Raw genomic sequence first — 24,168 nt, 5'->3', positions numbered from 1 at the left:
GTGAAAACGATCTACCTGACATACCCGTTTCCGTCTGACCTGCAAGCGAATCCTTGTGCGATTGCACTGGGGTACTTTGATGGTGTACATATTGGGCATCGCCGAGTCATTCAAAAGGCGATTGATACAGCGAAAGCAAACGGATGGCAAAGTACGGTAGTGACCTTTGATCCGCATCCTCGAGAAGTATTGGGGCAAAGCGGTTATACCCGCTATTTGACACCACTTACAGACAAGCTCGAGCAATTCGAAAAGATGGGCGTAGACACTACGTATGTGATGAAGTTCGATATTAGCTTTGCGGCTATTTATCCAGAGGATTTCATCGCCGAGTGCCTTCTCCCATTGGAATGCCGCCATATTGTCGTTGGCTTCGACTACACCTTTGGTTATCGCGGGATGGGAACTGCCCATACCTTGCAAGAAATGAGCAAAGGTCGCTATGGGCTCGACATTGTGGGTCCGGTAAATCGCTTGGGTGAAAAAGTGAGCAGTACAATCATCCGTGAATATCTTCATCATGGGGATGTCGAGCAGGTTCGCCATTTGCTAGGCCGCCCCTACAAAGTGCGCGGGACAGTCGTGCATGGTGACAAACGCGGTCGAACCATTGGCTTTCCTACAGCGAACGTCCAAGTGAATCAGCCGTATTTGATCGGAAAGAATGGGGTCTACGGTGTTCGCTTTACTGTGGATGAACAAAGCTACTATGGCGTCATGAACGTAGGGATCAAGCCTACATTTGAACTGGAGAAAAAAGAAAAGTCACTAGAAGTGCACATTTTTGAGTTCTCTGGTGAAATCTATGACAAAGAAGTAGAAGTAGAGTTCCTGTTCTACATACGGGAAGAACAGAAATTTGCTGGAGTCGATGCACTCATCGCGCAAATTGGACGAGATGTACAAACAGCGAAGCAAAAATTCGCAGAGGGAATCTCGTAAAGGATTCTCTTTGCTTTTCGCAAAATGGTATGCTATAATTCAAAACGTTGTACAGATAACCGTAGCTTGGCTGTCCGATTCTCACCGACGGCAGACTCGGCGAACGGTATAAAAAATGAGGAGGTGAGTCATGATGGCATTGACTCAAGAACGTAAAACTCAACTGATTCAAGAGTTCCGTACTCATGAGAACGACACCGGTTCACCGGAAGTGCAAATCGCTATCTTGACCGAAAACATTAACAATCTGAACGGACACTTGCGTACGCACAAGAAAGATCACCACAGCCGTCGTGGTCTCTTGAAAATGGTTGGTCAACGTCGTAACCTGTTGACATACCTGCGTGAAGCAGATGTTCAACGCTATCGTTCGGTTGTAGACCGCCTGGGTCTGCGCCGCTAATCAGCGTCTTGTAAAAAGCGGGTTCTACCCGCTTTTTCTATCGTGTAGGAGGGTTTAGCGTAGAAATGCGCTAAGCCCATCCGAAACGAGTAAAAAGGCTTGTGTCCTATCTGGTAGTTTTCATTAGCTTCAAAAGAAGCTTTTTTTATTATCTAGAACGACTGCCAAAGGTAGCCATTTAATTTTTATCATGGCAGGAAATAATACATATAGGTAGAAAACAAAGTGTGAAATGCACATTGTTGTGAAGGAGGACTGCTAGCATCATGGAGCAACAATACCGTACATATGACTTCGAACTGGCAGGCCGAAAACTGACCCTGGAATTTGGCAAAATGGCTAAACAGGCGCATGGTTCGGTCTTGGTTCGTTACGGCGATACAGCAATCCTGTCCGCAGTTACAGTCTCGAAGGAACCAAAACCACTTGATTTCTTTCCATTGACTGTCAACTATGAGGAGCGTCTCTACGCGGTTGGGAAAATTCCTGGCGGCTTTATTAAAAGAGAAGGACGTCCAAGTGAAAAGGCAATTTTGGCTAGCCGCTTGATTGACCGCCCTGTCCGCCCTCTTTTTGCAGAAGGATTCCGTAACGATGTACAAATCGTAAATACTGTTCTGTCTGTGGATCAAGACTGCTCACCTGAAATCGCTGCGATGATCGGTACTTCCGCAGCGCTGTCCGTTTCGGAAATTCCTTTTGAAGGTCCGATTGCAGGAGTGATCGTAGGAAGAATTGACGGGGAGTTCGTCATTAACCCTACTGTAGCTCAAGCGGAGAAAAGCGATATTCACCTGACTGTCGCAGGTACGCACAAAGCGATTAACATGGTGGAAGCAGCTGCGAACCAAGTACCAGAAGCAGTAATGCTCGAAGCGATCATGGCTGGTCATGACGTAATTAAGCAACTCGTAGAATTCCAGAATATGATCGTGTCCGAAATTGGCAAGCAAAAGATGGAAGTCATCTTGCATGAGGTAGATCCTGAAATCGATCAAGCTGTACGTGAATATGCGGAAGCTCGCCTGAAAGAAGCTGTTCGCATCGAAGAAAAACAAGCACGCTACGATGCTATTGACGATATCAAGGCTGAAACCAAAGAGCATTTTGCAGCCAAGGACCCTGAGGCATATCCAGGGCAGGAAAAAATGATTAGCGAAGTGCTTGGCAATATTGTCAAGGACGAGGTTCGCCGTCTGATTACTGACGAGAAAGTTCGCCCTGATGGACGAGCTCTGAACGAAATCCGTCCGCTGTCCAGTGAGACAACCATTCTTTCCCGTACACATGGCTCTGCTATGTTTACCCGCGGTCAGACGCAAGCGCTGAGCGTTTGCACATTGGGCGCACTAGGAGATGTTCAAATTCTCGATGGACTCGGTCTGGAAGAATCGAAGCGTTTCATGCACCATTACAACTTCCCGCCGTATAGCGTGGGTGAAGCACGTCCGTTGCGTCCTCCAGGGCGTCGTGAAATCGGACACGGTGCGTTGGGTGAGCGTGCAATCGAACCGATCATTCCATCTGAGACAGAGTTCCCTTACACGATTCGTCTCGTATCCGAAGTAATTGAATCCAACGGTTCCACATCGCAAGCGTCGATTTGCGCGAGCGTACTTGCCTTGATGGATGCAGGTGTACCAATCAAAGCACCGGTAGCAGGTATTGCGATGGGCTTGATCATGAGCAAAGATGAGAAATCTTTCTCGATCCTGACTGATATTCAAGGTATGGAAGATCATTTGGGAGACATGGATTTCAAAGTAGCGGGTACAGAGGCTGGTGTAACAGCTATCCAAATGGACATCAAAATTTCCGGTATTAACCGTGAGATTTTAGAGCTGGCCTTGGAGCAAGCGCGTGTAGGCCGTTTGCACATCCTGAACCATATGATGAGCACGATTTCCGAACCGCGTAAAGAACTGTCCCCTTATGCACCAAAAATCATGACCATGACGATCAATCCGGAGAAAATTCGCGATGTAATCGGTCCACAAGGTCGTGTCATCAATAAGATTATCGAAGAAACCGGCGTAAAAATCGACATCGAACAAGATGGACGAGTCTTCATCGCATCCATCAACCACGAGGCGAATCTGCGCGCGAAACAAATCATTGAAGATCTGGTTCGTGAGGTAGCTGTTGGTCAGGTGTACCTGGGAACAGTAAAACGCGTAGAGAAGTACGGTGCGTTCATCGAGTTGTTCGCAGGTAAAGAGGGCTTGTGCCACATCTCTCAACTGGCTGAAGAGCGTGTAGCCAAAACAGAAGATGTTGTCGCAGTTGGTGATAAAGTAGAAGTGAAAGTGACCGAGATCGACGACCAAGGTCGTGTGAATCTCTCTCGCAAAGCAGTTTTGAAAGAGCAAGCTGCTGCGGCACAAGCTGCAGAAACACCAACACAAGCAGAATAAAGAAAAACAAAAGGCTTCGTCACTCGAAGAAATTCGTGTACGGAAGCTTTTTTCTTTTATATGCGGGATGCTCCCGTTTCGTATGTCTAAGTCGTTCCTTCCTCTCATACATTGGACAAGAGAGACTCGTACGATCGATAGAGGAGGGCGACGCCCTAATGACGAATAGGACCAGGAGACTTTTGTTCATCGTTATATATGGAGCAGCGCTGATCGTTCTCTTGAATTATCAGCCTATTCATCATTACATTAGCACGATCAAAAATGTCCAAGTAGTGAATGGAGATCGTAACGAAAACGAAAAAGCGCGTTTACGGGCGCAGATTGAAAAGTGGAAAGAGGGCAGAGAGGAACAGCCGATAGATGCCGTCGTCGATCAGACGTGGAAGGCAATTCCGGGCTATAATGGCCGTGTAGTGGATGTAGAAGAATCAATTAATAAAATGCTGGCTACTGGTGTTTCTAGTCCAGATTTGCTGGTATACAAGGAAGTACCTCCAGCGGTTTCGCTTGAGCAATTAGGAGCACAGCCCATCTATCGAGGAAATCCGAATAAACCAGCGATTTCTTTCATGATTAACGTGGCTTGGGGAAATGAGTATCTCGATTCGATGCTCAATACACTCGATAAACATAAGGTAAAGACAACCTTCTTTCTGGATGGCTCTTGGGTAAAACGTTACCCAGAAGAAGCAAAAAAGATCTTGGCACGTGGCCATGAGATTGGTAATCACGCGTATTCCCATCCCGATATGAACACACTGGGAACACAGAGAATTCATCAAGAGATAAGTCGTACGCAAGATGTTATTTATAAAACGCTGGAAGTGAAGCCTTCCCTGTTTGCCCCCCCATCTGGTGCTTTTAACCAGCGCGTTGTACAGATCGCGCATTCTTCTTATCAAATGAATACGATTCTATGGACGGCAGATACGATTGACTGGCAGAAACCTTCGCCTGCTTATGTGATCAATAAAATAAGCCGGAAAATGGGCAATGGTGTCCTTGTGCTCATGCATCCTACATCTACCTCCGAGGCCAGTTTAGATCAACTCCTGACAATCGCTAAAAAGAAGGGGCTACAGCCAACGACTGTTTCGGAGGTTATTTCGAGCCGTAGACTCCCGTCACCGTAAATACATGTTCATTTATTGTGGAGACAAAGGAAGTTTGCTATAGTTAGACGTGTTTACAAGAAATTCCCCGAGGTTTCGGGTAGAGACAGATGAACAACCGAGGAGGATTTACGTGATACAACATCATACGTGTGATAACGGTCTCCGAATCGTGACGGAACGGATTCCGTCCGTTCGCTCCGTTGCCTTAGGCATCTGGGTAGGGACTGGTTCGAAATATGAAAACGAGAAAAACAACGGGATTTCCCATTTTCTCGAGCATATGTTTTTTAAAGGGACGACAACTCGTTCTGCAAAGGAAATTGCGGAAACCTTTGATGAGATTGGTGGGAACGTGAACGCCTTTACCTCGAAGGAGTATACTTGCTATTACGCAAGAGTGCTCGACCAACACGCTCCAATCGCCCTCGATGTTCTTTCTGATATGTATTTCAACTCGGTGTTTGATGCCGATGAGTTGGAAAAGGAAAAGAACGTCGTCATTGAAGAGATTAGCATGTATGAAGACGCGCCAGATGATTTGGTGCATGATTTGATTGCACGTGCTTCGTACAGCACACACCCACTGGGGTATTCGATTTTGGGGACGGAAGATGTCCTGCGCAGCTTGAAACGTGACGATTTGCTCGCTTATATTGATCAGCATTACCTGCCAACGAATACGGTGATTACAGTAGCAGGAAACTTTGAAGACAGTTTGATTGAAGACATTCAAAAGCGCTTTCAGACTTTCTCGCGTCCAGGCAGTATGCCGACCTTGTCCACACCTGACTTTGCTGGAAATGTGATCGCTCATCATAAGGCGACAGAGCAAGCGCATTTGTGCCTGTCACTACCTGGCTTTAAGGTGGGGCATCCTGAAGTATACTCCTTGATTTTGCTGAACAACGTGCTGGGAGGCAGCATGAGCTCGCGTCTTTTCCAAGAAATTCGCGAAGAGCGCGGCTTGGCATACTCTGTTTATTCCTATCATTCGTCCTATAAAGAAGCGGGTACGTTCCACGTATATACAGGAACGGCACCAGAGCAAGTCGGACAGGTATTTGATATCGTCTCGCGCGTCCTGCGCGATGTCGCTGATCATGGAATTACAGACAAAGAGCTGAACAAAGGAAAAGAGCAGTTGAAAGGCAGCCTGATGCTCAGCTTGGAAAGCACGAACAGCCGTATGAGTCGACTTGGCAAGAATGAACTCCTGCTGGGCCGTCACCTTAGTCTAGACGAGATCATCGCCAAAATTGACCGAGTTTCCCATGAATCTGTCTTGGCTGTGGCGCAGCAGCTGTTCCGTTCCAAGATGGCTATGGCGATGGTGAGCCCACTCGACGGCTTCCCTGAAAACGTGAAGAACGATATTTTGTTGTAAGCAAAAATCCGGCATAGCCCGGATTTTTTTGCGTATATCAACAGTAAATGAAAGGACAAAGGGGGCTTCTCCATGCGCTTAAGCGAGTTGGGTGGGAAGGAGATTATCGGACTGGACAACGGGGAGAAAATGGGGGTCATCAGTGATTCCGATTTAATCATCCATCCTGAAAACGGTACGATTCAATCCATCATCTTGCCAGGAGGCAGTTTCTTTGGTTTCGGCAAGAAGCGAGAGGACCTCGTGATCCCATGGAGCTCCATCGTAAAAATTGGGCCACATATGGTTATCATCCAGCTTCAAGCGCCTGAGGCACAAGCTTCGCAAAAGTAGGCGCTTCTGTCACCGAAGTAGCAGGAGCGGAATAGGATGGGGGTAGACCGCATGGATTTCCGTCAACTTTTCCAAATGGAAAACCTTTGCGTTCCGATCATTTAATGCAGTAAAATGTGTGGAAAGGGGAACGCAGCATGCTAACGGGCATACATGTTGCCTTCATCGGCGGAGACGCTCGCCAGTTGGAAGTCATTAAGCGATGCATACAACTGGATGCTAGCGTCACGTTAGTTGGCTTCGACAACCTGGAAAGTAATTTTACAGGGGCAACGAAGAAACCATTAACATGCGATGTGTTGAAAGACGTGGACGCCCTCATCCTACCCATCGTAGGGACCGATGACCAAGGATACGTGGAAAGTATTTTCTGCTCCAAACAAATGCAGTTGCTAGACGAACATGTGGCGAGTCTGCCGAGTCATTGCGTGGTTTACACGGGAATGGCGAAGCCTTATCTGAAAAAGCTGTTGGCTTCCACACAGCTTCCTCTGGTGGAGCTCTTGGATCGTGATGACGTAGCTATCTATAACTCTATCCCTACTGTAGAGGGAGCGTTAATGATGGCGATTCAACATACGGATATTACGATTCATGGATCTCAGTCCATTGTTTTGGGGTTGGGCCGAACAGGTTTGTCCATGGCTCGAGCATTGCATGCGTTAGGGGCCCGCGTAAGAGTTGGGGCCAGACGTCAAGAACACTTGGCACGCATTTATGAGATGGGATTGACTCCCTTCCATATAAGCGAAGTAAGGCAACAGGTTACGAATGCTGATTTCATTTTTAATACCATCCCGCAATTATTACTCACGGCAGAAGTGATTGCTCAAATGCCTCAGTCGGCGTTTATTCTTGATCTTGCCTCCAAGCCAGGGGGAACGGATTTTCGATACGCTGAAAGACGAGGTATCAAAGCTCTTCTTGCTCCCGGATTACCTGGAATCGTTGCACCGAAAACCGCTGGACAAATTTTAGCCCAAACATTGTCTCGTCTTATTGCGGGTCAAAGGAAAGCGCCAGGAGGGGATGCAACATGAGTAAGCTTCAGGGAAAGACCATTGGATTTGGTTTGTCTGGATCGCATTGCACCTTTGAGGAAACCATGCCGCAAATTAAGCGATTTGTGGATGCTGGAGCACGGGTGGTACCAATCGTATCGAATACGATTATGACCACGGATACACGCTTCGGTACTTCCCAAAGCTGGCAGCAACAAATCAAGGAACTGACGGGGGAAGAGCTTATTTCGACGATTCCTCAGGCTGAGCCGTTGGGACCTTCCAAGTTGTTGGATGTCATGCTGATTGCGCCTTGCACAGGCAGTACGACGAGTCGACTGGCGAATGCCATTACGGATAGTGCCGTACTGATGGCAGCTAAAGCGACGATGCGTAATCTGCGACCTATAGTGATTGCCATTTCTACCAATGATGGTCTGGGATTAAATGCAGCCAATATTGCCAAGCTGTTGGCCGCGAAAAATATGTATTTCGTACCGTTCGGGCAGGATGCCCCGGATAAAAAACCGAACTCGCTTGTAGCTCGTATGGATCTCTTATTGGAAACATGCGAAGCAGCTTTGGAAGGTCGACAATTGCAACCCTTGCTCATCGAAAGATTTAACTACTAATAAGACTACAGAAAAAACAATTAACCTGCTTTTTCGCGATTAGGAGGAGAGTAAGAGATGGCAAACCAACTGACTTTCAATGTTGCTGTAGTCGGTGCGACTGGTGCAGTCGGACAGCAGATGATTCAACTATTAGAAAAGCGCAACTTCCCAATCAAACAGCTTAAGCTGCTTGCTTCTGGACGTTCTGCAGGAAAAACAGTCACCTTCAAGGGGCAAGAAATTGTACTGGAAGAGGCAACTCCAGACAGTTTTGCAGGGGTTGATTTTGCCTTGTTTAGTGCTGGCGGATCGGTCAGCAAGGAACTGGCTCATCATGCAGTGCGTCATGGTGCAGTTGTCATTGACAATACCAGCGCATTCCGGATGGATCCAGATGTTCCTCTCGTTGTGCCAGAAGTAAACATGGATGCTGCGCTCGCTCATAATGGAATCATTGCGAATCCGAATTGCTCTACGATTCAGATGGTTGCCGCTCTAAAACCCCTTTATGATCGTTTTGGTATAGACCGAATTATCGTTTCTACTTACCAGGCAGTATCTGGTGCAGGTCAATCTGCGATCAATGAATTACTCGACCAAAGTCGAGATATTTTGGATGGTAAAGAACCGCAGTGTAACGTACTTCCCGTAGGCAAATTGCCTGTACATCATCAGATTGCGTACAACGCGATTCCGCAGATTGATGTGTTCACCGACAATGGTTTTACTTATGAAGAAATGAAAATGATCAATGAGACCAAAAAAATCTTCGGTGATGACACTGTACTTGTTTCAGCTACTTGCGTACGTATTCCAGTGGTCTATGGCCATAGCGAGTCGGTATATGTAGAGCTGAAACAGGATTACGATCTGGCAGAAGTAAAGGCCCTGCTGAAAAACGCTCCCGGTGTCGTGTTAGTAGATGTGCCGGAGGAACAGCAGTATCCACTCGCTACTGATGCAACAGGCAAACTGGAAGTATTCGTGGGCCGGGTGCGTCGTGATCTCCATCATCCTCGTGGACTGCATATGTGGATCGTTTCTGACAATCTTCTCAAGGGTGCAGCATGGAATACAGTACAAATCGCTGAAGAACTCATAAAAGCAAGAGTATAGGGGAGAGGTTAGTGAAGATTCTCGTCCAGAAGTTCGGTGGTTCTTCCTTGACGACGGAGGATTGCCGGATGCGGGCAATCTACCATATGGAAAAAGCAATTGATGAGGGCTATGCCCTCGTCGTTGTCGTATCGGCAATGGGTCGCAAAGGTGATCCATACGCAACCGATACACTCTTGCAGTTGGTTCGTGCGAATGGGAACCAACTGCCAAGTCGAGAAACGGATATGCTGATGCATACCGGAGAAATCATCTCTGCTACAGTCATGTGCAGCATGCTGAATGCACGAGGAATTAAAGCAACGATTTTGACAGGCGGTCAGGCAAATATTGTGACGAGCGACGACTTTACGAATGCACAAATTATGTCGATCGATCCAAGCCGTATTTTGCAGGACTTGCAGGAAAGTCAGGTTGTGATCGTTCCAGGGTTTCAGGGACGTACAGCCGATTGGGAAATTACGACACTGGGGCGGGGCGGAAGCGATACGACTGCAACCGCTCTCGGTGTCGCCTTGAAGGCTGAAACGGTGGATATTTTCACCGACGTGGAAGGCATCATGACGGCGGACCCGCGTATCGTCGAAGAAGCGCAGCGGCTCGGTATGGTGACCTACACGGAGATTTGCAACATGGCTCACCTCGGTGCAAAAGTTATTCATCCTAGAGCGGTGGAGATCGCGATGCACGCAAACGTACCGATTCGTGTTCGCTCTACGTTTTCGGACGACCCCGGTACACTCGTTACGACTATGCTGGAGATCGGGAAATTGGGCTACACTGTACACGACAGAGTCGTCATGGGAATTGCTCATGTACCGAACATTACGCAGATCAAGGTCGCGAACAAAGAAGGGTCTTACGATACACAGCTACAAGTCTTCAAAACGATGGCAACCAATAACATCAGTGTAGATTTCATCAATGTGAACCCAATGGGTGTTGCTTACACGGTCCATGATGAAATGGGAGAAAAAGCTGCTCGTCTGTTAACGGAAATGGGTTACGAGCCGCAGCTTTTGCCGCATTGTGCAAAAGTGTCCGTTATTGGTGCAGGTATGACGGGCGTGCCGGGCGTGATGGCGCGAATCGTGGAGGCACTTACGCAAGAAGACATTCAAATTCTTCAATCGGCAGACTCCCATACAACCATCTGGGTACTCGTGCATGAAATGGATATGGTGAGGGCTGTTCGTGCGCTTCATCAGCAGTTCAACCTGCATGTTCAACATATGTAAGAGCATATCCTGACTAAAATACCTACTGATCACAATAAGAGGAGTTGGAGAGGTAGTGGCACGTTTTGGCCGACTGGTTACCGCTATGGTAACACCTTTTAATGAGCAGCTACAGGTCGATTACGATAAAACAGAGCGACTGATTGACTATTTGATTGCAAATGGTACAACTGGAATCGTACTAAGTGGTACCACGGGTGAATCACCGACCTTATCCCGTACGGAGAAACTCGATCTTTTCCGTCATGTGGTTTCCTACGCAAAAGGAAGATGCCACATCATTGCAGGAACAGGCAGCAATGATACAGCATCAAGCATTGAGTTCACCCAAGCTGTACAATCCATTGGCGTAGACGCTATCATGGTGGTTGCACCTTATTACAGCAAGCCATCGCAGGAAGGGCTTTACGCACACTTCAAGGCATTATCGGAAGCAACCGAGCTGCCGGTGATGCTGTATAATGTGCCAGGAAGATCCGTCGTTAATATGACTGCCGAAACGACACTTCGTTTGGCGGAACTGCCTAATGTAGTATGCATTAAGGAAGCCTCCGGCAATTTGTCGCAGATGTCGCAAATCATTGAACATGCTCCGGAAGGTTTTGAGCTGTACAGTGGTGACGATGGTTTAACCTTGCCGATCCTGTCTATCGGGGGAGTGGGCATTGTCAGTGTGGCGAGTCACGTAGTTGGCCGTCCAATGACAGACATGATGGACGCCTTTTTTGCCGGTAACTTTACGGAGGCAGCAAGACTCCATCGCAAGCTGTTGCCGATTTTTGAAGGCCTGTTTGCCTATCCGAGCCCAGGACCGACCAAGGTCGCTTTAGAAAAGCTCGGCGTTCAAGTTGGGGGAGTTCGACTGCCTTTAGTCGAGCTGAACGAACAAGAAAAAGCATACGTGCATTCCCTGCTTGTTTAACTCCATAGAAGATCAAGAGCCATTCCTGCCCGGGATGGCTCTTTTTCCTTGTGTTCATGATTTCACTTCGGGTATAATAAGAACAAGTGATTTGGGGCGGTTTTTTTGAGTGGACATGACAACTAAATATAGGAGGTTACACGTTTTGGCAAAGTCGAATCACTCTGTTCTCGTTTTCGCCCTGGGCGGAGTCGGCGAAATTGGGAAGAATATGTACGTGGTACAAAGCGGTGACGACATCGTAGTGATTGATGCCGGATTGAAGTTCCCAGAAGAGGAAATGCTGGGGATTGATATGGTTATTCCGGATATCACCTACTTGGAGGAACATCGCGACAAGGTTCGGGGTATTATTATTACGCATGGACACGAAGACCACATCGGCGGCCTCAGCTACGTGCTGAAGCATTTGAAAGTCCCGGTTTATGCGACAAAACTTACCCTTGGTTTAATTGATGCAAAGTTAAAAGAAGCGGGCATCCTAAACGAAACAAAACGCGTATTGATCAACAGCGACTCGGAAGTCGTTCTCGGAAAGATGAAGGCGACCTTTTTCCGCGTAAACCACAGCATCCCGGATTGTGTAGGGGTATGCCTGGATACGCCAGAAGGTTACATCGTTCATACAGGAGACTTCAAGTTCGATCAAACACCTGTTAACAATCAGGTGGCTGATCTGGCAAAAATGGCGATGATCGGTGACAGAGGCGTTTTGTGCTTGCTCTCTGACAGTACGAATGCAGAACGGCCTGGATTTACCGGATCGGAACGCTCAGTGGGCAAAGCACTCATGGATGTGTTCAGCAAAGCATCTGGACGTATTGTTGTTTCTACGTTTGCATCAAATGTTCACCGCATTCAACAAGTGGTGGACGCTGCAGCACAGTTCAACCGTAAATTGACGGTTGTTGGCCGGAGCATGCAAAATGTCATTACTATCAGCAGAGACTTAGGGTACTTGCTGGTCCCTGAGGGATTGATTGTTGAGATCGATGAAATCAACAAATTGCCTGCTGAACAAGTCGTTATTTTATCAACTGGAAGCCAAGGAGAGCCTATGTCCGCGCTCACTCGGATGGCCCGATCCGCCCATCGGAAAATTGACATCCTTCCAGGCGATACTGTTATTATTGCAGCCACTCCCATTCCAGGGAATGAAAAATATGTGGCGCGTACGATCGATCAATTATCGCGCATTGGTGCAGATGTCATTTATGGTGGCCATGGACCTAACGGAACCGTCCACGTCTCCGGTCATGGTAGCCAAGAAGAATTGCGCCTGATGCTTAACCTAATGAAGCCTAAGTATTTTATTCCTGTTCACGGTGAATATCGCATGTTGAAAACGCATGCCTTACTTGCTGAACAGGTTGGCATTCCTGAAGAAAACATGTTCTTGCTGGATAACGGCGATACAGTTGAATTCTTAGGGGGCAAGGCCCGTTACGGTGGAAAAGTCCATGCTGGCAATGTTTTGATTGACGGCTTGGGCGTTGGTGATGTAGGAAACATCGTACTTAGAGATCGCAAATTACTGTCACAAGATGGCATACTGGTAGTTGTCGTTACACTCAGCAAACAAAATGGCACGATTTTGTCTGGTCCAGACATCATTTCTCGCGGTTTCGTCTACGTGCGTGAATCCGAAGAGTTGCTGGATGAGGCAAATCGCATAGTGACCCAAACACTTGTCAAATGCATGGAAGAAAATGTGAATGAATGGTCTTCACTGAAAAATAACGTAAAAGAGTCGTTAGGCCGCTATCTGTACGAGCAAACGCGCAGACGTCCGATGATCTTGCCGATTATCATGGAAGTGTAGGATCACTTGATAAAGAGCTAGAAACCCTTTTGAAGAAGGGTTTCTGGCTTTTTTTGGCTTTGTGGGCGCATGATTTTTCCTCCCCTTATCCATACTACAGAGGAAAGTGAGGGAGGATCATCCATGCCGAATCAACAATTTAACGATTTTCTAAATAGGCCACCGTTTGGAAACACAACGGTAAATAGTAAGGAATCTCGGCCACAATCACCAACTGATGATCAGGAGCCTGCAGCTTCGCCGCCGTCAGAAGCACCTGCACAAGAAGATCCGAAGAAAAAACTGCTCGATTCCATTACGCAACTGGGTCAGACAAACGTCCCGCAGCTCGAAAGCAATATTTATTGTATGACTATCATCGGACAAGTAGAAGGGCATATTCAGCTCCCTCCTCAAAATAAGACGACCAAATACGAGCACCTCATCCCTCAATTGGTTGCGGCAGAACAAAACAGCAAAATAGAGGGCGTGCTTGTTATTTTGAATACGGTTGGTGGGGATGTGGAAGCGGGCTTGGCGATTGCGGAAATGGTTTCTTCCTTATCCAAACCGGTAGTCACACTCGTACTCGGCGGTGGTCATAGTATTGGTGTGCCAATCGCTGTAGCTGGTTCGTACTCGTTTATTGCAGAAACGGCTACAATGACAATCCACCCGATCCGCTTGACGGGTCTTGTAATTGGTGTGCCCCAAACGTTTGAGTACTTGGACAAAATGCAAGATCGTGTCGTTAGCTTCATTTCCCGTCACTCCAATGTCTCGGAAGATAAGTTCCGTGAGCTTATGACCCGAACCGGTGAATTGACACGAGACATCGGAACCAATGTGATTGGCGTAGATGCGGTGAAATATGGTTTGATTGATGAAGTCGGTGGCCTTGGAAGTGCGCTGAAAAAGCTGAATGAACTGATCAAAGCGCAAAAAGGTGAGGAGAGTGTACTCCAATGATCTTATACTCCATCATTCCGATGGAAACGGTTTTTGAGAACATGGAGCAAGTGGAAAAACAAGAGCTGAAAGAGATCGCAGTGGGTCACGCCACGATGCTCATTGAGCAAACCGGACCGTTTGAAGGAAAAATCGTCAGGCTCATTAGTCCAGATCCGCAAGACTACTTAAAGGAGCAGTACGCACCGGGACAAAAAATCCAGTTTCAACCTGAATGGCTCGCCTAAGAAGTCCTGTATTTCTATGAATTTCCTGTGTTATACTAGTAATGTACGAACAGCAGCCGAACACGCGACGGCTGCCTTTTTTAACGAATAGGAATTTATAAATTAAATTCCGGAGCGCATGGAAACTTTCCGCTAAAACGCGGTCGCTCCACGTTGAAAAGGCCTTGATAGAGGGTTTCTTACCATTCGGTACATAACGAGTGTAATGACGAGGAGGAGGCGTGCCATTGAGTAGGAGAAAAAAAGAGCGTTCACAAGCGGCATTGGCCTCAGTTGTCAAAATAGAGCTGCTGGGACTTCTCATCATCGTGCTGTCCTTGATCGGGCTTTTGGAGAGTGGATGGCTAGGCAAAAATGTACTGGCACTTCTATTTCGGTTTATTGCGGGCTCATGGGATTTCATCATTCCTGTTCTGCTAATCGGTATGGCCATACATATGATGTTTACAAGAAAGTCACCGAAGCTTACTTACCGCGTCTTAGGGATAGCTCTCATTGGTGTGGCGATTTTGACCTGGGATCACATGATTCTGTACAAACAAATTACCGCAGATGGAAAATTTGCAGAGCAAAGCATCATTAAGGTTACGTGGGACAGAATTTGGCTCGATCATGGTCAGAAAGTGTCCACCACCGGGGTAGGCGGAGGAATGGTCGGTGCCCTGTTTTTTGCGGTGACAAATGGTCTTGTTGGAACAATTGGTACTGGTCTCGTGATTGTTTTCCTTTTCCTTGTGGGACTGATGTTTCTGTTCAATCTTTCTTATGTAAACATTTTGATGTTTGCCAAGGACAAGCTCGCTTTGTTTTACGGAAAGGCCAAGGATACAGTGAAGGACTCTGTACAGCTTTTGCAGGAAGAGAGCGAGAAGCGAAAGAAGGAAGCAAAGGAAGCCGAAGAAGCTCGCAAGCATAAGCAATCGGAGGAAGAGAACGAGGTCATCGCAGTTACGGCGTTAAAAGAGCAAAAATCTCATCCACAGCCTGCTATTCAGGTGGAAGAAGTCCAGCAACCGAACGCCCCGTTAATTCGTGATTTTACAGATCGCATTGCGTTGGATGATGATGAGGAACCGGTTGATCCTAGTCATCAAGCGAGAGCTACACAACCGAAAACGAACCAGGAAATTACGTTTGCGCTCGAAGGAGAAGAAGAAATCTTCGGTACAATAGATACTGGAGAAGAACAGAACACCATACCGTATGAGCTGCCAAGTCTACAAATGCTCGCAAGACCCAAGGCGAGTTCTACAGGAAAAGACGTCGATCATACCTCAAATGCGGCGAAATTAGTGCAGACACTGAAGAGCTTTGGGGTCAATGCAACGGTTTCCGAAGTACATCGCGGACCAGCTGTTACACGATATGAAGTTCAGCCTGCTACAGGAGTAAAAGTAAGCAGGATTGTCAGCTTGACGGATGACCTTGCTTTGGCATTGGCGGCAAAAGATATCCGGATTGAGGCACCAATCCCAGGAAAATCAGCCATCGGCATCGAGGTTCCGAACTCGGAGGTAGCAGTTGTATCCCTACGAGAAGTATTGGAAGCTCCCGAGTATCAAGATGCGCCAGGGAAGCTCACCGTTGCTCTTGGCCGGGATATTTCCGGAGAGCCGATCGTAGCAGATTTGACCAAAATGCCCCATTTGCTTGTAGCCGGTGCGACCGGAAGCGGAAAATCAGTATGCATTAATGGATTGATCATGAGTATTTTGTTCAAGGCCAAACCAGAAGAAGTCAAGCTGATGATGGTTGACCCGAAAATGGTGGAACTGAATGTGTACAACGGAATTCCACATTTGTTGGCTCCTGTTGTTACTGACCCGAGAAGGGCTTCTGTTGCATTGAAAAAGGTCGTGGCCGAGATGGAGCGGCGTTATAATTTGTTTGCCAAAACAGGGAGCCGCAATATTGAAATGTACAATGCCCAAGTGGTAGGGACGCCACTACCCTATATTGTCGTCATCGTCGATGAGCTTGCTGACTTGATGATGGTAGCTCCGGGAGAAGTAGAGGATGCGATTTGTCGACTCGCGCAAATGGCTCGTGCTTCCGGAATTCATCTCATCATCGCGACACAACGTCCTTCCGTAGATGTCATTACGGGTGTAATCAAGGCAAATATCCCGTCCCGTATTGCTTTTGGGGTATCTTCGATGGCTGACTCCAGAACGATTCTGGATATGGGGGGAGCAGAAAAGCTTCTCGGAAGAGGGGACATGCTTTCGCTGCCGATGGGAGCATCCAAGCCGACTCGTGTTCAAGGGGCCTTTGTATCCGACAAGGAAGTAGAAGAGGTCGTTCGTTTTGTGAAAGAACAGCAAGAGGTTCGCTACAATGAAGAAATGATCCCCGGTGATGTGCAGGAGGAACAGCAGCCAGTCGTGGATGATGAACTGTACGATCAAGCTGTCCAAATCGTTTCAGAAGCTCAAACGGCATCGGCATCCTTGTTGCAGCGTCGACTCCGTGTCGGTTATACGCGAGCCGCACGTTTGATTGATATGATGGAAGCTCAAGGAGTAGTCGGTCCATATGAGGGAAGCAAGCCTCGTGAGGTTCGTCTTCCACGCCCGTCCATAGAAAGTAATATTTCATAAAGTGAGACCTTGCCAGTATTTGTACTGGTAGGGTCTTTTTTCCTGTTTTAGGAGAAAAATCCCTGTCGAAATTAATCATTTTGCATTATTATTCATAAATATTTGGCTTGCATGATACTCGCCCCTCATGTAAAATTTCTAAGAGATTGACGGAAATTGTTGTTATTAAGTCTCATACGAATCAGAGGTCTGACGTCCTACCTGTTGGGATGGCTGAAGGACAGCAGGAGTGAATGATGATGAGCATCAAAGGGAATGTTCGATCACTGTTTCTCTTGGTAATGGACAAGATCAAGAGTGATATCGAAACCGGACTTCTTCGTCCTGGTGAACGCCTCCCTTCTGAAGCCGAACTATCCAAACAGCTTGGTGTAAGCAGGGCGACGCTTCGCGAGGCACTCCGACTTCTTGAGGAAGAGAAGATTGTCATTCGTAGACACGGTGTAGGTACCTTTATTAATTCAAAGCCTGTTTTTTCAGGTGGGATTGGGGAACTCTTTAGTGTGACGGATGCAATCGAGCGTCAAGGATATACGGCAGGAACCTTGATCCTGAAAACATCCTTTGGCGAATCTGCTGAAGAAGAGAGGAAGCGGCTAGCCTTAAATCCGGGTGAAGGCGTTCTCATAGTAGAGCGAATTCGAACGGCTGACGGTGAGCCTGTGGTTTATTGTGTGGACCGCATTCCTGCACATCTGGTGCCCGAGGGCTATGCGGCAAGTGGAGAGTCTATCTTCAAATGGCTAGAGAGCGTAACAGGGGTAAGGATCGCATACGCAGTAGCCGATATTGAACCTGTGGGCTACAATGAAAAGGTTTCCAACCTGCTGCATTGCGATAAATCTGCTCCCATGCTCTTGCTCAAACAGATTCATTACGACGAAAGTGAAAAGCCAGTGCTATACTCCCATAATTACTTCAGGGCTGACAAAATTCACTTTCATGTCGTACGGAGACGGTTGTAACTGTGGGGGCGACCTCACTCAACAATTTCATCAACTAAAAACAGGGGGTAATCTCAGATGAAGAAAGTTCTATCCGTGCTTTCTGTGGCAACACTCAGCCTGTCGCTCGTTCTCGCTGGCTGCGGAAGCAAACCAGAAGCACAGCCTCAAGGCCAAACTGGTAGCAATGGAGGCGCTCCAGCCGCTAAAGCTATCAAAGTAGGTATGGTTACAGACGTTGGCGGTGTAAACGACAACTCCTTTAACCAGAGTGCTTGGGAAGGGCTGCAAAAACTCCAAACCGATTTGAATCTCCCGAAAGAAAATGTAAACTATCTGCAATCAAAATCAGATGCTGACTATGTACCAAACCTGACTCAATTCGTAAAAGACGGTTGGGATCTGACTTGGGGTATCGGCTTCCTGATGGGTGACCACCTGAAAAAAGTAGCAGATGAAAACAAAGACGCAAAATTGGCGATCATCGACGCTGAAGTTGATGCTCCTAACGTTGCATCTGTACTCTTTAAAGAGCATGAAGGCTCCTTCCTCGCTGGGGTAGTTGCAGCGAAAATGACCAAAACGAAAAAGGTTGGATTCGTGGGTGGCGTTGACATCCCAGTAATCAAACGTTTTGATCTTGGTTTCGAAGCGGGTGTAAAAGCTGTTGATCCAAGCATTCAAGTAGTTAAAGTTTACACGGGTGCTTTTGATAAACCAGACATGGGTAAATCCACGGCTTCCTCCATGTACGGTCAAGGTGTGGACATCATCTTCCACGCTTCCGGCGGTACAGGCGACGGTGTGTTCAACGAAGCAAAAGACCGTAAAGCTAAAGGCGAGAACGTATGGGTAATCGGTGTTGACAAAGACCAATCCCTGACTTTCGGCGACGAAATCACTTTGACTTCCATGGTAAAACGTGTTGACGAAGCAGTTATTCGTGTAGCGAAAGACCTGTCTGAGGGTAAATTCAAAGGCGGAGTACAATGGCTCGGACTGGCTGAAAACGGTGTAGGTCTGGCTGACACTTCCACGAAGAACGTTCCTGAAGACGTACTGAAGCTGGTTGAAGAATACAAGCAAAAAATCGTTAAAGGCGAAATCACAGTTCCTGACAAGTAAAAACTAAGGAAGCTGCAAATGGACAAGGCTGGTTCGAGCTACTGGCCTTGTCCTTTACCTTCACAATAGACCCGAAAAATGGGGTGAGCATGCATGAACTCGGTAAAAAAAGTGGTTGAAATGAGAGGGATCACAAAACGGTTCCCAGGCATTGTTGCGAATGACAGTATTACACTGTCTGTAGGTAAAGGTGAAATTCATGCGCTGCTTGGAGAGAATGGCGCAGGTAAGTCCACACTCATGAATATCTTGTTCGGTCTATATCAGCCGGATGAAGGCGAAATTCTGATTAACGAGAAAGTTGTACAGATCACCAGTCCAAGGGTTGCAAACGAACTTGGTATCGGAATGGTTCACCAACATTTTATGCTCGTAGAAACATTTACAGTCACTGAAAACATTGTGCTAGGAAATGAACCGAAAAACGGGTTGAAGATAGATATTCAAAGCGCTGAGAAAGCGGTAGAAAAACTGTCGAATCAATACGGGCTCAAAGTTGATCCGAGAGCAAAAATCCAGGATATCTCCGTAGGGATGCAGCAGCGCGTAGAGATTTTGAAAACGCTTTATCGCGGCGCGGACATCTTGATTTTTGATGAGCCTACGGCTGTATTGACGCCGCAGGAAATCCATGAACTTATCGAGATCATGCATAACTTGGTAAAAGAAGGTAAGACGATTATCCTGATCACACACAAGCTAAAAGAAATTATGGCTGTATGTGACGCGGTTACGATCATTCGTCGAGGAAAAGTCATTGACTCCGTATTGGTAAAAGATACGAATCCAGACGACTTGGCTGCAAAAATGGTTGGTCGTGAAGTAAACTTCCGCGTGGATAAAACGGAAGCAAAACCAAAAGAAACAATCTTGGCTGTAGAGAACTTGACTGCGATGGGTAACCGAGGTGTGAATGCACTGAACAATCTCAGCTTAGAGGTTCGCGCTGGTGAAATTCTCGGAATTGCTGGAGTCGACGGAAACGGCCAAAGTGAACTGATTGAAGTATTAACTGGCTTGCGTAAAGCAACAAGTGGGCGTGTCCTTCTTAATGGCAAAGAAATTACGAATCAAAATCCGCGAAACATCTCGGAATCAGGATTGTCTCATATTCCTGAAGACCGACATAAACGAGGATTGGTTCTTGATTTCACCATGAGTGAAAATATGGTATTGGAAACGTACTTCCATCCAACGTTTTGCAAAGGCGGTTTTCTTGATTATGGCGCCATTGACAAGCATGCGGCCAAGCTTATCGAAGAATTCGACGTTCGGACTCCGAGTATTTACACACCAGCACGAGCACTGTCGGGAGGAAACCAACAAAAGGCAATTATTGCCCGCGAAGTGGACAAGAACCCGGATTTGCTGATTGCGGCACAACCTACTCGCGGCTTGGATGTAGGGGCTATCGAATTCATTCATCGCAGACTAATTGATCAACGCGATCAGGGAAAAGCGGTTCTCTTGCTTTCCTTGGAGCTGGATGAGGTTATCAATGTGTCCGACCGGATTGCGGTTATTTATGAGGGAGCCATTGTGGGGATTGTCGATGCAAAATCGACAACGGAGCAAGAGCTCGGCTTGATGATGTCCGGCGGAAAAGTAATGCAAGGAGGGGGAAACGATGAATAAAGTTATTGCGGTCTTCACGAAAGAATCGTTTCTCGTTCCTGCCGTTGCGATCCTTCTTGGTCTTTTGACTGGAGCAATCGCAATGCTGGCAGGTGGATTTAACCCAATCGATGCCTATACGGCTTTGATTAAAAAAGTATTTGGAAGCGCGTATAACTTTGGTGAAACAATTCGCCAAATTACGCCTTTGATCTTTACAGGTTTGGCTGTGGCGTTTGCATTCCGTACAGGTCTCTTTAACATTGGGGCAGAAGGTCAATTTATCGTAGGGATGATTGCTTCAACTGTCGTAGGTGTTTCGTTTGACCTTCCAGCTATCATTCATGCTCCACTTGCTATCCTTGCAGGTGCTGTAGCAGGTGGCTTGTGGGGTGCCATTGCCGGTTATTTGAAAGCAGCTCGTGGTGTCAATGAGGTTATTACCAGCATCATGTTGAACTGGGTAGCTCTTTACTTTGCAAACTGGGTCATGAATGCTTTCTTTATTCCAGCAGGCAAACAAACATCCGAAGAAGTAAAGGATTCTGCGATCATTACCATTGGATGGCTGGCCGAAATGTTTGACAATGCTCGTTTACACTGGGGTACACTGATTGCCGTACTCGCAGCTATTTTCTTCTATATCATTCTTTGGAAAACAAAATCTGGTTTTGAATTGCGTTCCGTTGGTTTGAACCCGCATGCTTCTGAGTATGCAGGTATGAACGTGAATCGTAATGTTGTAAAGGCCATGTTCATTGGTGGTATGTTTGCAGGAATTGGTGGAGCTACTGAGATTTTGGGCGTATTCCACTATCAAGCGATCATGACGCAGCATACGGGCTATGGCTTTGATGGAATCGCGGTAGCATTGATTGGCGGAAATACACCATTCGGGGTTATCCTTGCTGCTATATTGTTTGGGGTTCTCACATTTGGTGCGAGCGGCATGCAGTTTAGTGCGGGTGTACCGTTTGAGTTGATTCGTGTCGTGATTGCTTCTGTTATTTTCTTCGTTGCTGCACATGGCATCGTGAAAATTTTCGTTAAGCCGATCTTGATGAAGAAAAAGGAAGGTGGACACTGATGGATTGGGGATTAATTCTCAGCAACCTCGTTCATGATACCATCGTGTTTTCCACTGCCTTGATTTTTGCCGCATTGGGTGGACTGTACTCCGAGCGTTCTGGTGTCGTGAACATTGCGCTAGAAGGTATGATGATTATCGGTGCTTTTACTGGTGCCGTAATGACCTATGCTTTCCAAGATTCACTGGGTGCTTGGGCACCGTGGGTCGGATTTATTGCGGCAGGGATTGCCGGTTCTATTTTTGCACTCCCGCATGCCGTTGCTTCTGTTACATTTAAAGCGGACCAGACTGTCAGTGGTGTGGCCCTGAACTTCCTGGCAGCTGGGCTTTCCATCTACCTGACCAAAATTATTTTCGACGGAGCAGGTCAGACAACAACGTTGAACACTGTGTTTAACAAATTCAGTATTCCTGGATTGAGTGAAATTCCGTACATCGGACATGCCATTTTTGAGGCGTATCCTACTAGCTATCTAGCTTTCATTGCCGTTTTCCTTACTTGGTATATTGTATTTAAGACACCATTCGGATTGCGCTTGCGTTCAGTTGGTGAGCATCCGCGTGCTGCTGATACAGTAGGGATCAATGTAAAGAGAATGCGATACACGGCTGTTATGATCAGTGGTATGCTGGCTGCATTGGGTGGAGCTACCATTTCTTTGACGACAACCAGTAACTTTTCCCATAATACGGTTTCCGGACAAGGGTTTATCGCGATTGCGGCCTTGATCTTTGGTAAATGGCATCCAATGGGTGCGATGGGAGCAGCTTTGTTCTTTGGTGTCGCTCAAGCGATCAAGTCTTTGGTGCAAATCTTTGGATTGACCAATTACATTCCTACTGAATTTATCTTCATGCTTCCATACGTACTGACGATTCTCGTGATGGCTGGTCTGGTAGGGCGATCCAGTGCTCCAGCGGCCCTCGGCAAACCTTACGATACGGGATCACGTTAATCATTCGTTGACAAAATTTAGCGTCTAGAACCTGTCACTTCCTCTGTGCGATAATTTTTGTGACTGCTTGCGGTCCGCAAAAAAAAACGGTCCTATCCGTTTTTGCAAATTATCTGTGGGGAGGGAAAAAGATGAACCGCTGTCTACATACGTACAGCAGTTATCGATGGAACAGGATTCTAGGCGCTTTTGTCTTTTGCCTGATGATAGCAGTATCCGCTGGAATGGTTTCAGCAAAAGAACCAGGACCGGTCATTTCTGTCGTTGTCGATGGAAGGGGAGTCCAATCAGATGTATCGCCCATCCATCAAAATGGACGCATGCTCGTTCCGATCCGGATAGTAGCGGAGGCAACAGGATCAGAAGTAAGCTACGAAGCCAAAACACAAAAAGTATTGCTCAACAAAAAAGGCAAGCATATCACCCTAACAATTGGAAGCCAGACTGCGTATGTTGATGGAAAACGCTTGAAGATGGATGTCTCTCCCATCATTGTGGATAAGCGGACGCTTGTTCCGATCCGGTTTATCTCAGAGGCTTTTGGCTATCAAGTTCAATGGGATGAGATGTCGGCCGTTGCATACATACAATCCAAACCTGTAGAAGACAAGGCTGCAAGTGTGAAATACTCTTTGAATCCGTATGTCGTTCAACAGGGTGATACCTTATCAAAAATTGCAGCTAGCCATGACACGAGCATGAGTGCTATTCAGAAAAATAATCCTCTCTCTTCTGATGAGCTACTGGTAGGTCAAATTTTATTTTTGCCAGAAGGTGCACAACGAGCTGAGCATCCATTTGCCACAAAAGTTGCGGATGATCAATTGATTGGAAACCAATATCGGTTTCCTTTCCACGATAATAGCTGGTATGAGCCGTATGGGGATAGCTTCGGGTCTGATCGAGAGTGGACGGAGTCGAATAGCGGCAGTGTCCGTAGTCACGAAGGCATCGACATTATGGCACCGAAAGGAACGCCGATTTACTCGGTATCCGATGGGACGATCAACAAAGTGGGCTGGAATACGTATGGTGGTTGGAGAGTAAACATTACGGATGAGAACGGTCAATATCGGATGTATTACGCTCATTTGCAGGCGTATGCACCAGGATTGTATGCAGGGAAAACGATAAAAGCTGGACAACTGATCGGTTTTGTTGGAGATACAGGCTACGGTGGAACTGGTACAGTGGGAATGTTTGAACCTCACCTGCATTTTGGCCTCTATCGTAACAGCACGGGGAAAGCGATGGATCCGTATGATTACTTGCGGATTTGGGAGCAAAATAAAGTGGAGAGTCCCCTCTAATATTGGGACAAACTACTACGGAGTACCTTCACGAATAAAAGGAGGCC

Annotated in this window: 21 protein-coding genes; all 21 read left to right on the top strand. The window is 46.9% G+C overall.

What is annotated here, in order from left to right:
• The gene (locus tag AB432_RS17800) at positions 1 to 942 is read left to right on the top strand and encodes a bifunctional riboflavin kinase/FAD synthetase (RefSeq protein ID WP_048033418.1); all 942 of its coding nucleotides are present in this window, start codon (positions 1 to 3) and stop codon (positions 940 to 942) included.
• Positions 943 to 1,075: 133 nt separating this feature from the next.
• On the top strand, positions 1,076 to 1,345 hold the full coding sequence (gene rpsO, locus AB432_RS17795; protein WP_015891708.1) for a 30S ribosomal protein S15: 270 nt from the start codon (positions 1,076 to 1,078) through the stop codon (positions 1,343 to 1,345).
• A gap of 266 nt (positions 1,346 to 1,611) precedes the next feature.
• Complete coding sequence (gene pnp, locus AB432_RS17790; RefSeq protein ID WP_048033417.1) at positions 1,612 to 3,759, top strand: polyribonucleotide nucleotidyltransferase; 2,148 nt, start codon at positions 1,612 to 1,614, stop codon at positions 3,757 to 3,759.
• Positions 3,760 to 3,917: 158 nt separating this feature from the next.
• Positions 3,918 to 4,895 (top strand): polysaccharide deacetylase family protein, encoded by a 978-nt coding sequence (locus tag AB432_RS17785; protein ID WP_048033416.1) that lies wholly within the window; start codon positions 3,918 to 3,920, stop codon positions 4,893 to 4,895.
• A gap of 112 nt (positions 4,896 to 5,007) precedes the next feature.
• Positions 5,008 to 6,261: a M16 family metallopeptidase gene (locus AB432_RS17780; RefSeq protein ID WP_048033415.1), complete on the top strand. Its 1,254-nt coding sequence runs from the start codon at positions 5,008 to 5,010 to the stop codon at positions 6,259 to 6,261.
• A gap of 72 nt (positions 6,262 to 6,333) precedes the next feature.
• On the top strand, positions 6,334 to 6,594 hold the full coding sequence (locus AB432_RS17775) for a YlmC/YmxH family sporulation protein (protein ID WP_048033414.1): 261 nt from the start codon (positions 6,334 to 6,336) through the stop codon (positions 6,592 to 6,594).
• A gap of 137 nt (positions 6,595 to 6,731) precedes the next feature.
• A complete protein-coding gene (dpsA, locus tag AB432_RS17770; RefSeq protein ID WP_017249282.1) occupies positions 6,732 to 7,634 on the top strand; it encodes a dipicolinate synthase subunit DpsA in 903 nt (300 codons plus the stop codon).
• The gene (locus tag AB432_RS17765; protein ID WP_007719213.1) at positions 7,631 to 8,227 is read left to right on the top strand and encodes a dipicolinate synthase subunit B; all 597 of its coding nucleotides are present in this window, start codon (positions 7,631 to 7,633) and stop codon (positions 8,225 to 8,227) included. Before dpsA ends, AB432_RS17765 begins: the two co-directional genes overlap by 4 nt.
• Positions 8,228 to 8,284: 57 nt before the next feature.
• The gene (locus AB432_RS17760; RefSeq protein WP_048033413.1) at positions 8,285 to 9,325 is read left to right on the top strand and encodes an aspartate-semialdehyde dehydrogenase; all 1,041 of its coding nucleotides are present in this window, start codon (positions 8,285 to 8,287) and stop codon (positions 9,323 to 9,325) included.
• An 11-nt stretch (positions 9,326 to 9,336) separates the two neighbouring features.
• On the top strand, positions 9,337 to 10,563 hold the full coding sequence (gene dapG / locus AB432_RS17755) for an aspartate kinase (protein ID WP_048033412.1): 1,227 nt from the start codon (positions 9,337 to 9,339) through the stop codon (positions 10,561 to 10,563).
• A gap of 55 nt (positions 10,564 to 10,618) precedes the next feature.
• Positions 10,619 to 11,485: a 4-hydroxy-tetrahydrodipicolinate synthase gene (dapA, locus tag AB432_RS17750; protein WP_048033411.1), complete on the top strand. Its 867-nt coding sequence runs from the start codon at positions 10,619 to 10,621 to the stop codon at positions 11,483 to 11,485.
• A 145-nt stretch (positions 11,486 to 11,630) separates the two neighbouring features.
• Entirely contained in the window at positions 11,631 to 13,307 is a 1,677-nt protein-coding gene (locus AB432_RS17745; RefSeq protein ID WP_048033410.1) for a ribonuclease J, read from the top strand.
• A gap of 123 nt (positions 13,308 to 13,430) precedes the next feature.
• Positions 13,431 to 14,255: a ClpP family protease gene (locus AB432_RS17740; protein ID WP_048033409.1), complete on the top strand. Its 825-nt coding sequence runs from the start codon at positions 13,431 to 13,433 to the stop codon at positions 14,253 to 14,255.
• Positions 14,252 to 14,482: a YlzJ-like family protein gene (locus tag AB432_RS17735; RefSeq protein ID WP_047067802.1), complete on the top strand. Its 231-nt coding sequence runs from the start codon at positions 14,252 to 14,254 to the stop codon at positions 14,480 to 14,482. The genes AB432_RS17740 and AB432_RS17735 overlap by 4 nt, the downstream gene beginning before the upstream one ends.
• A 221-nt stretch (positions 14,483 to 14,703) precedes the next feature.
• Entirely contained in the window at positions 14,704 to 17,082 is a 2,379-nt protein-coding gene (locus AB432_RS17730) for an FtsK/SpoIIIE family DNA translocase (RefSeq protein ID WP_048033408.1), read from the top strand.
• Positions 17,083 to 17,321: 239 nt separating this feature from the next.
• Positions 17,322 to 18,047, top strand: coding sequence for a GntR family transcriptional regulator (locus AB432_RS17725; protein WP_015891694.1), 726 nt, complete (start codon positions 17,322 to 17,324; stop codon positions 18,045 to 18,047).
• Positions 18,048 to 18,104: 57 nt separating this feature from the next.
• Positions 18,105 to 19,151, top strand: a complete 1,047-nt coding sequence (locus AB432_RS17720) for a BMP family lipoprotein (RefSeq protein WP_048033407.1) — start codon at positions 18,105 to 18,107, stop codon at positions 19,149 to 19,151.
• Positions 19,152 to 19,244: 93 nt separating this feature from the next.
• Complete coding sequence (locus AB432_RS17715; RefSeq protein WP_048033406.1) at positions 19,245 to 20,786, top strand: ABC transporter ATP-binding protein; 1,542 nt, start codon at positions 19,245 to 19,247, stop codon at positions 20,784 to 20,786.
• The gene (locus AB432_RS17710; RefSeq protein WP_048033405.1) at positions 20,779 to 21,852 is read left to right on the top strand and encodes an ABC transporter permease; all 1,074 of its coding nucleotides are present in this window, start codon (positions 20,779 to 20,781) and stop codon (positions 21,850 to 21,852) included. The genes AB432_RS17715 and AB432_RS17710 overlap by 8 nt, the downstream gene beginning before the upstream one ends.
• Complete coding sequence (locus tag AB432_RS17705; protein WP_048033404.1) at positions 21,852 to 22,811, top strand: ABC transporter permease; 960 nt, start codon at positions 21,852 to 21,854, stop codon at positions 22,809 to 22,811. The genes AB432_RS17710 and AB432_RS17705 overlap by 1 nt, the downstream gene beginning before the upstream one ends.
• Before the next feature lie 131 nt (positions 22,812 to 22,942).
• Positions 22,943 to 24,121, top strand: coding sequence for a stalk domain-containing protein (locus AB432_RS17700; protein ID WP_048033403.1), 1,179 nt, complete (start codon positions 22,943 to 22,945; stop codon positions 24,119 to 24,121).
• Positions 24,122 to 24,168: the final 47 nt, after the last annotated feature.

Source organism: Brevibacillus brevis, from assembly GCF_001039275.2.
GTDB lineage: Bacteria > Bacillota > Bacilli > Brevibacillales > Brevibacillaceae > Brevibacillus > Brevibacillus brevis_C.
This window is presented reverse-complemented; position numbering and strand designations above follow the sequence as displayed.

What these genes read in the sequence shown, in the direction of transcription:
- AB432_RS17775 (WP_048033414.1), top strand. Translation starts at nt 6,334, where the DNA reads ATGCGCTTAAGCGAGTTGGGTGGGAAGGAGATTATCGGACTGGACAAC.
- AB432_RS17710 (WP_048033405.1), top strand. Translation starts at nt 20,779, where the DNA reads ATGAATAAAGTTATTGCGGTCTTCACGAAAGAATCGTTTCTCGTTCCT.
- AB432_RS17720 (WP_048033407.1), top strand. Translation starts at nt 18,105, where the DNA reads ATGAAGAAAGTTCTATCCGTGCTTTCTGTGGCAACACTCAGCCTGTCG.
- rpsO (WP_015891708.1), top strand. Translation starts at nt 1,076, where the DNA reads ATGGCATTGACTCAAGAACGTAAAACTCAACTGATTCAAGAGTTCCGT.
- dpsA (WP_017249282.1), top strand. Translation starts at nt 6,732, where the DNA reads ATGCTAACGGGCATACATGTTGCCTTCATCGGCGGAGACGCTCGCCAG.
- AB432_RS17740 (WP_048033409.1), top strand. Translation starts at nt 13,431, where the DNA reads ATGCCGAATCAACAATTTAACGATTTTCTAAATAGGCCACCGTTTGGA.
- AB432_RS17760 (WP_048033413.1), top strand. Translation starts at nt 8,285, where the DNA reads ATGGCAAACCAACTGACTTTCAATGTTGCTGTAGTCGGTGCGACTGGT.
- AB432_RS17785 (WP_048033416.1), top strand. Translation starts at nt 3,918, where the DNA reads ATGACGAATAGGACCAGGAGACTTTTGTTCATCGTTATATATGGAGCA.
- AB432_RS17700 (WP_048033403.1), top strand. Translation starts at nt 22,943, where the DNA reads ATGAACCGCTGTCTACATACGTACAGCAGTTATCGATGGAACAGGATT.
- AB432_RS17735 (WP_047067802.1), top strand. Translation starts at nt 14,252, where the DNA reads ATGATCTTATACTCCATCATTCCGATGGAAACGGTTTTTGAGAACATG.
- AB432_RS17765 (WP_007719213.1), top strand. Translation starts at nt 7,631, where the DNA reads ATGAGTAAGCTTCAGGGAAAGACCATTGGATTTGGTTTGTCTGGATCG.
- AB432_RS17715 (WP_048033406.1), top strand. Translation starts at nt 19,245, where the DNA reads ATGAACTCGGTAAAAAAAGTGGTTGAAATGAGAGGGATCACAAAACGG.
- AB432_RS17725 (WP_015891694.1), top strand. Translation starts at nt 17,322, where the DNA reads ATGAGCATCAAAGGGAATGTTCGATCACTGTTTCTCTTGGTAATGGAC.
- pnp (WP_048033417.1), top strand. Translation starts at nt 1,612, where the DNA reads ATGGAGCAACAATACCGTACATATGACTTCGAACTGGCAGGCCGAAAA.
- AB432_RS17705 (WP_048033404.1), top strand. Translation starts at nt 21,852, where the DNA reads ATGGATTGGGGATTAATTCTCAGCAACCTCGTTCATGATACCATCGTG.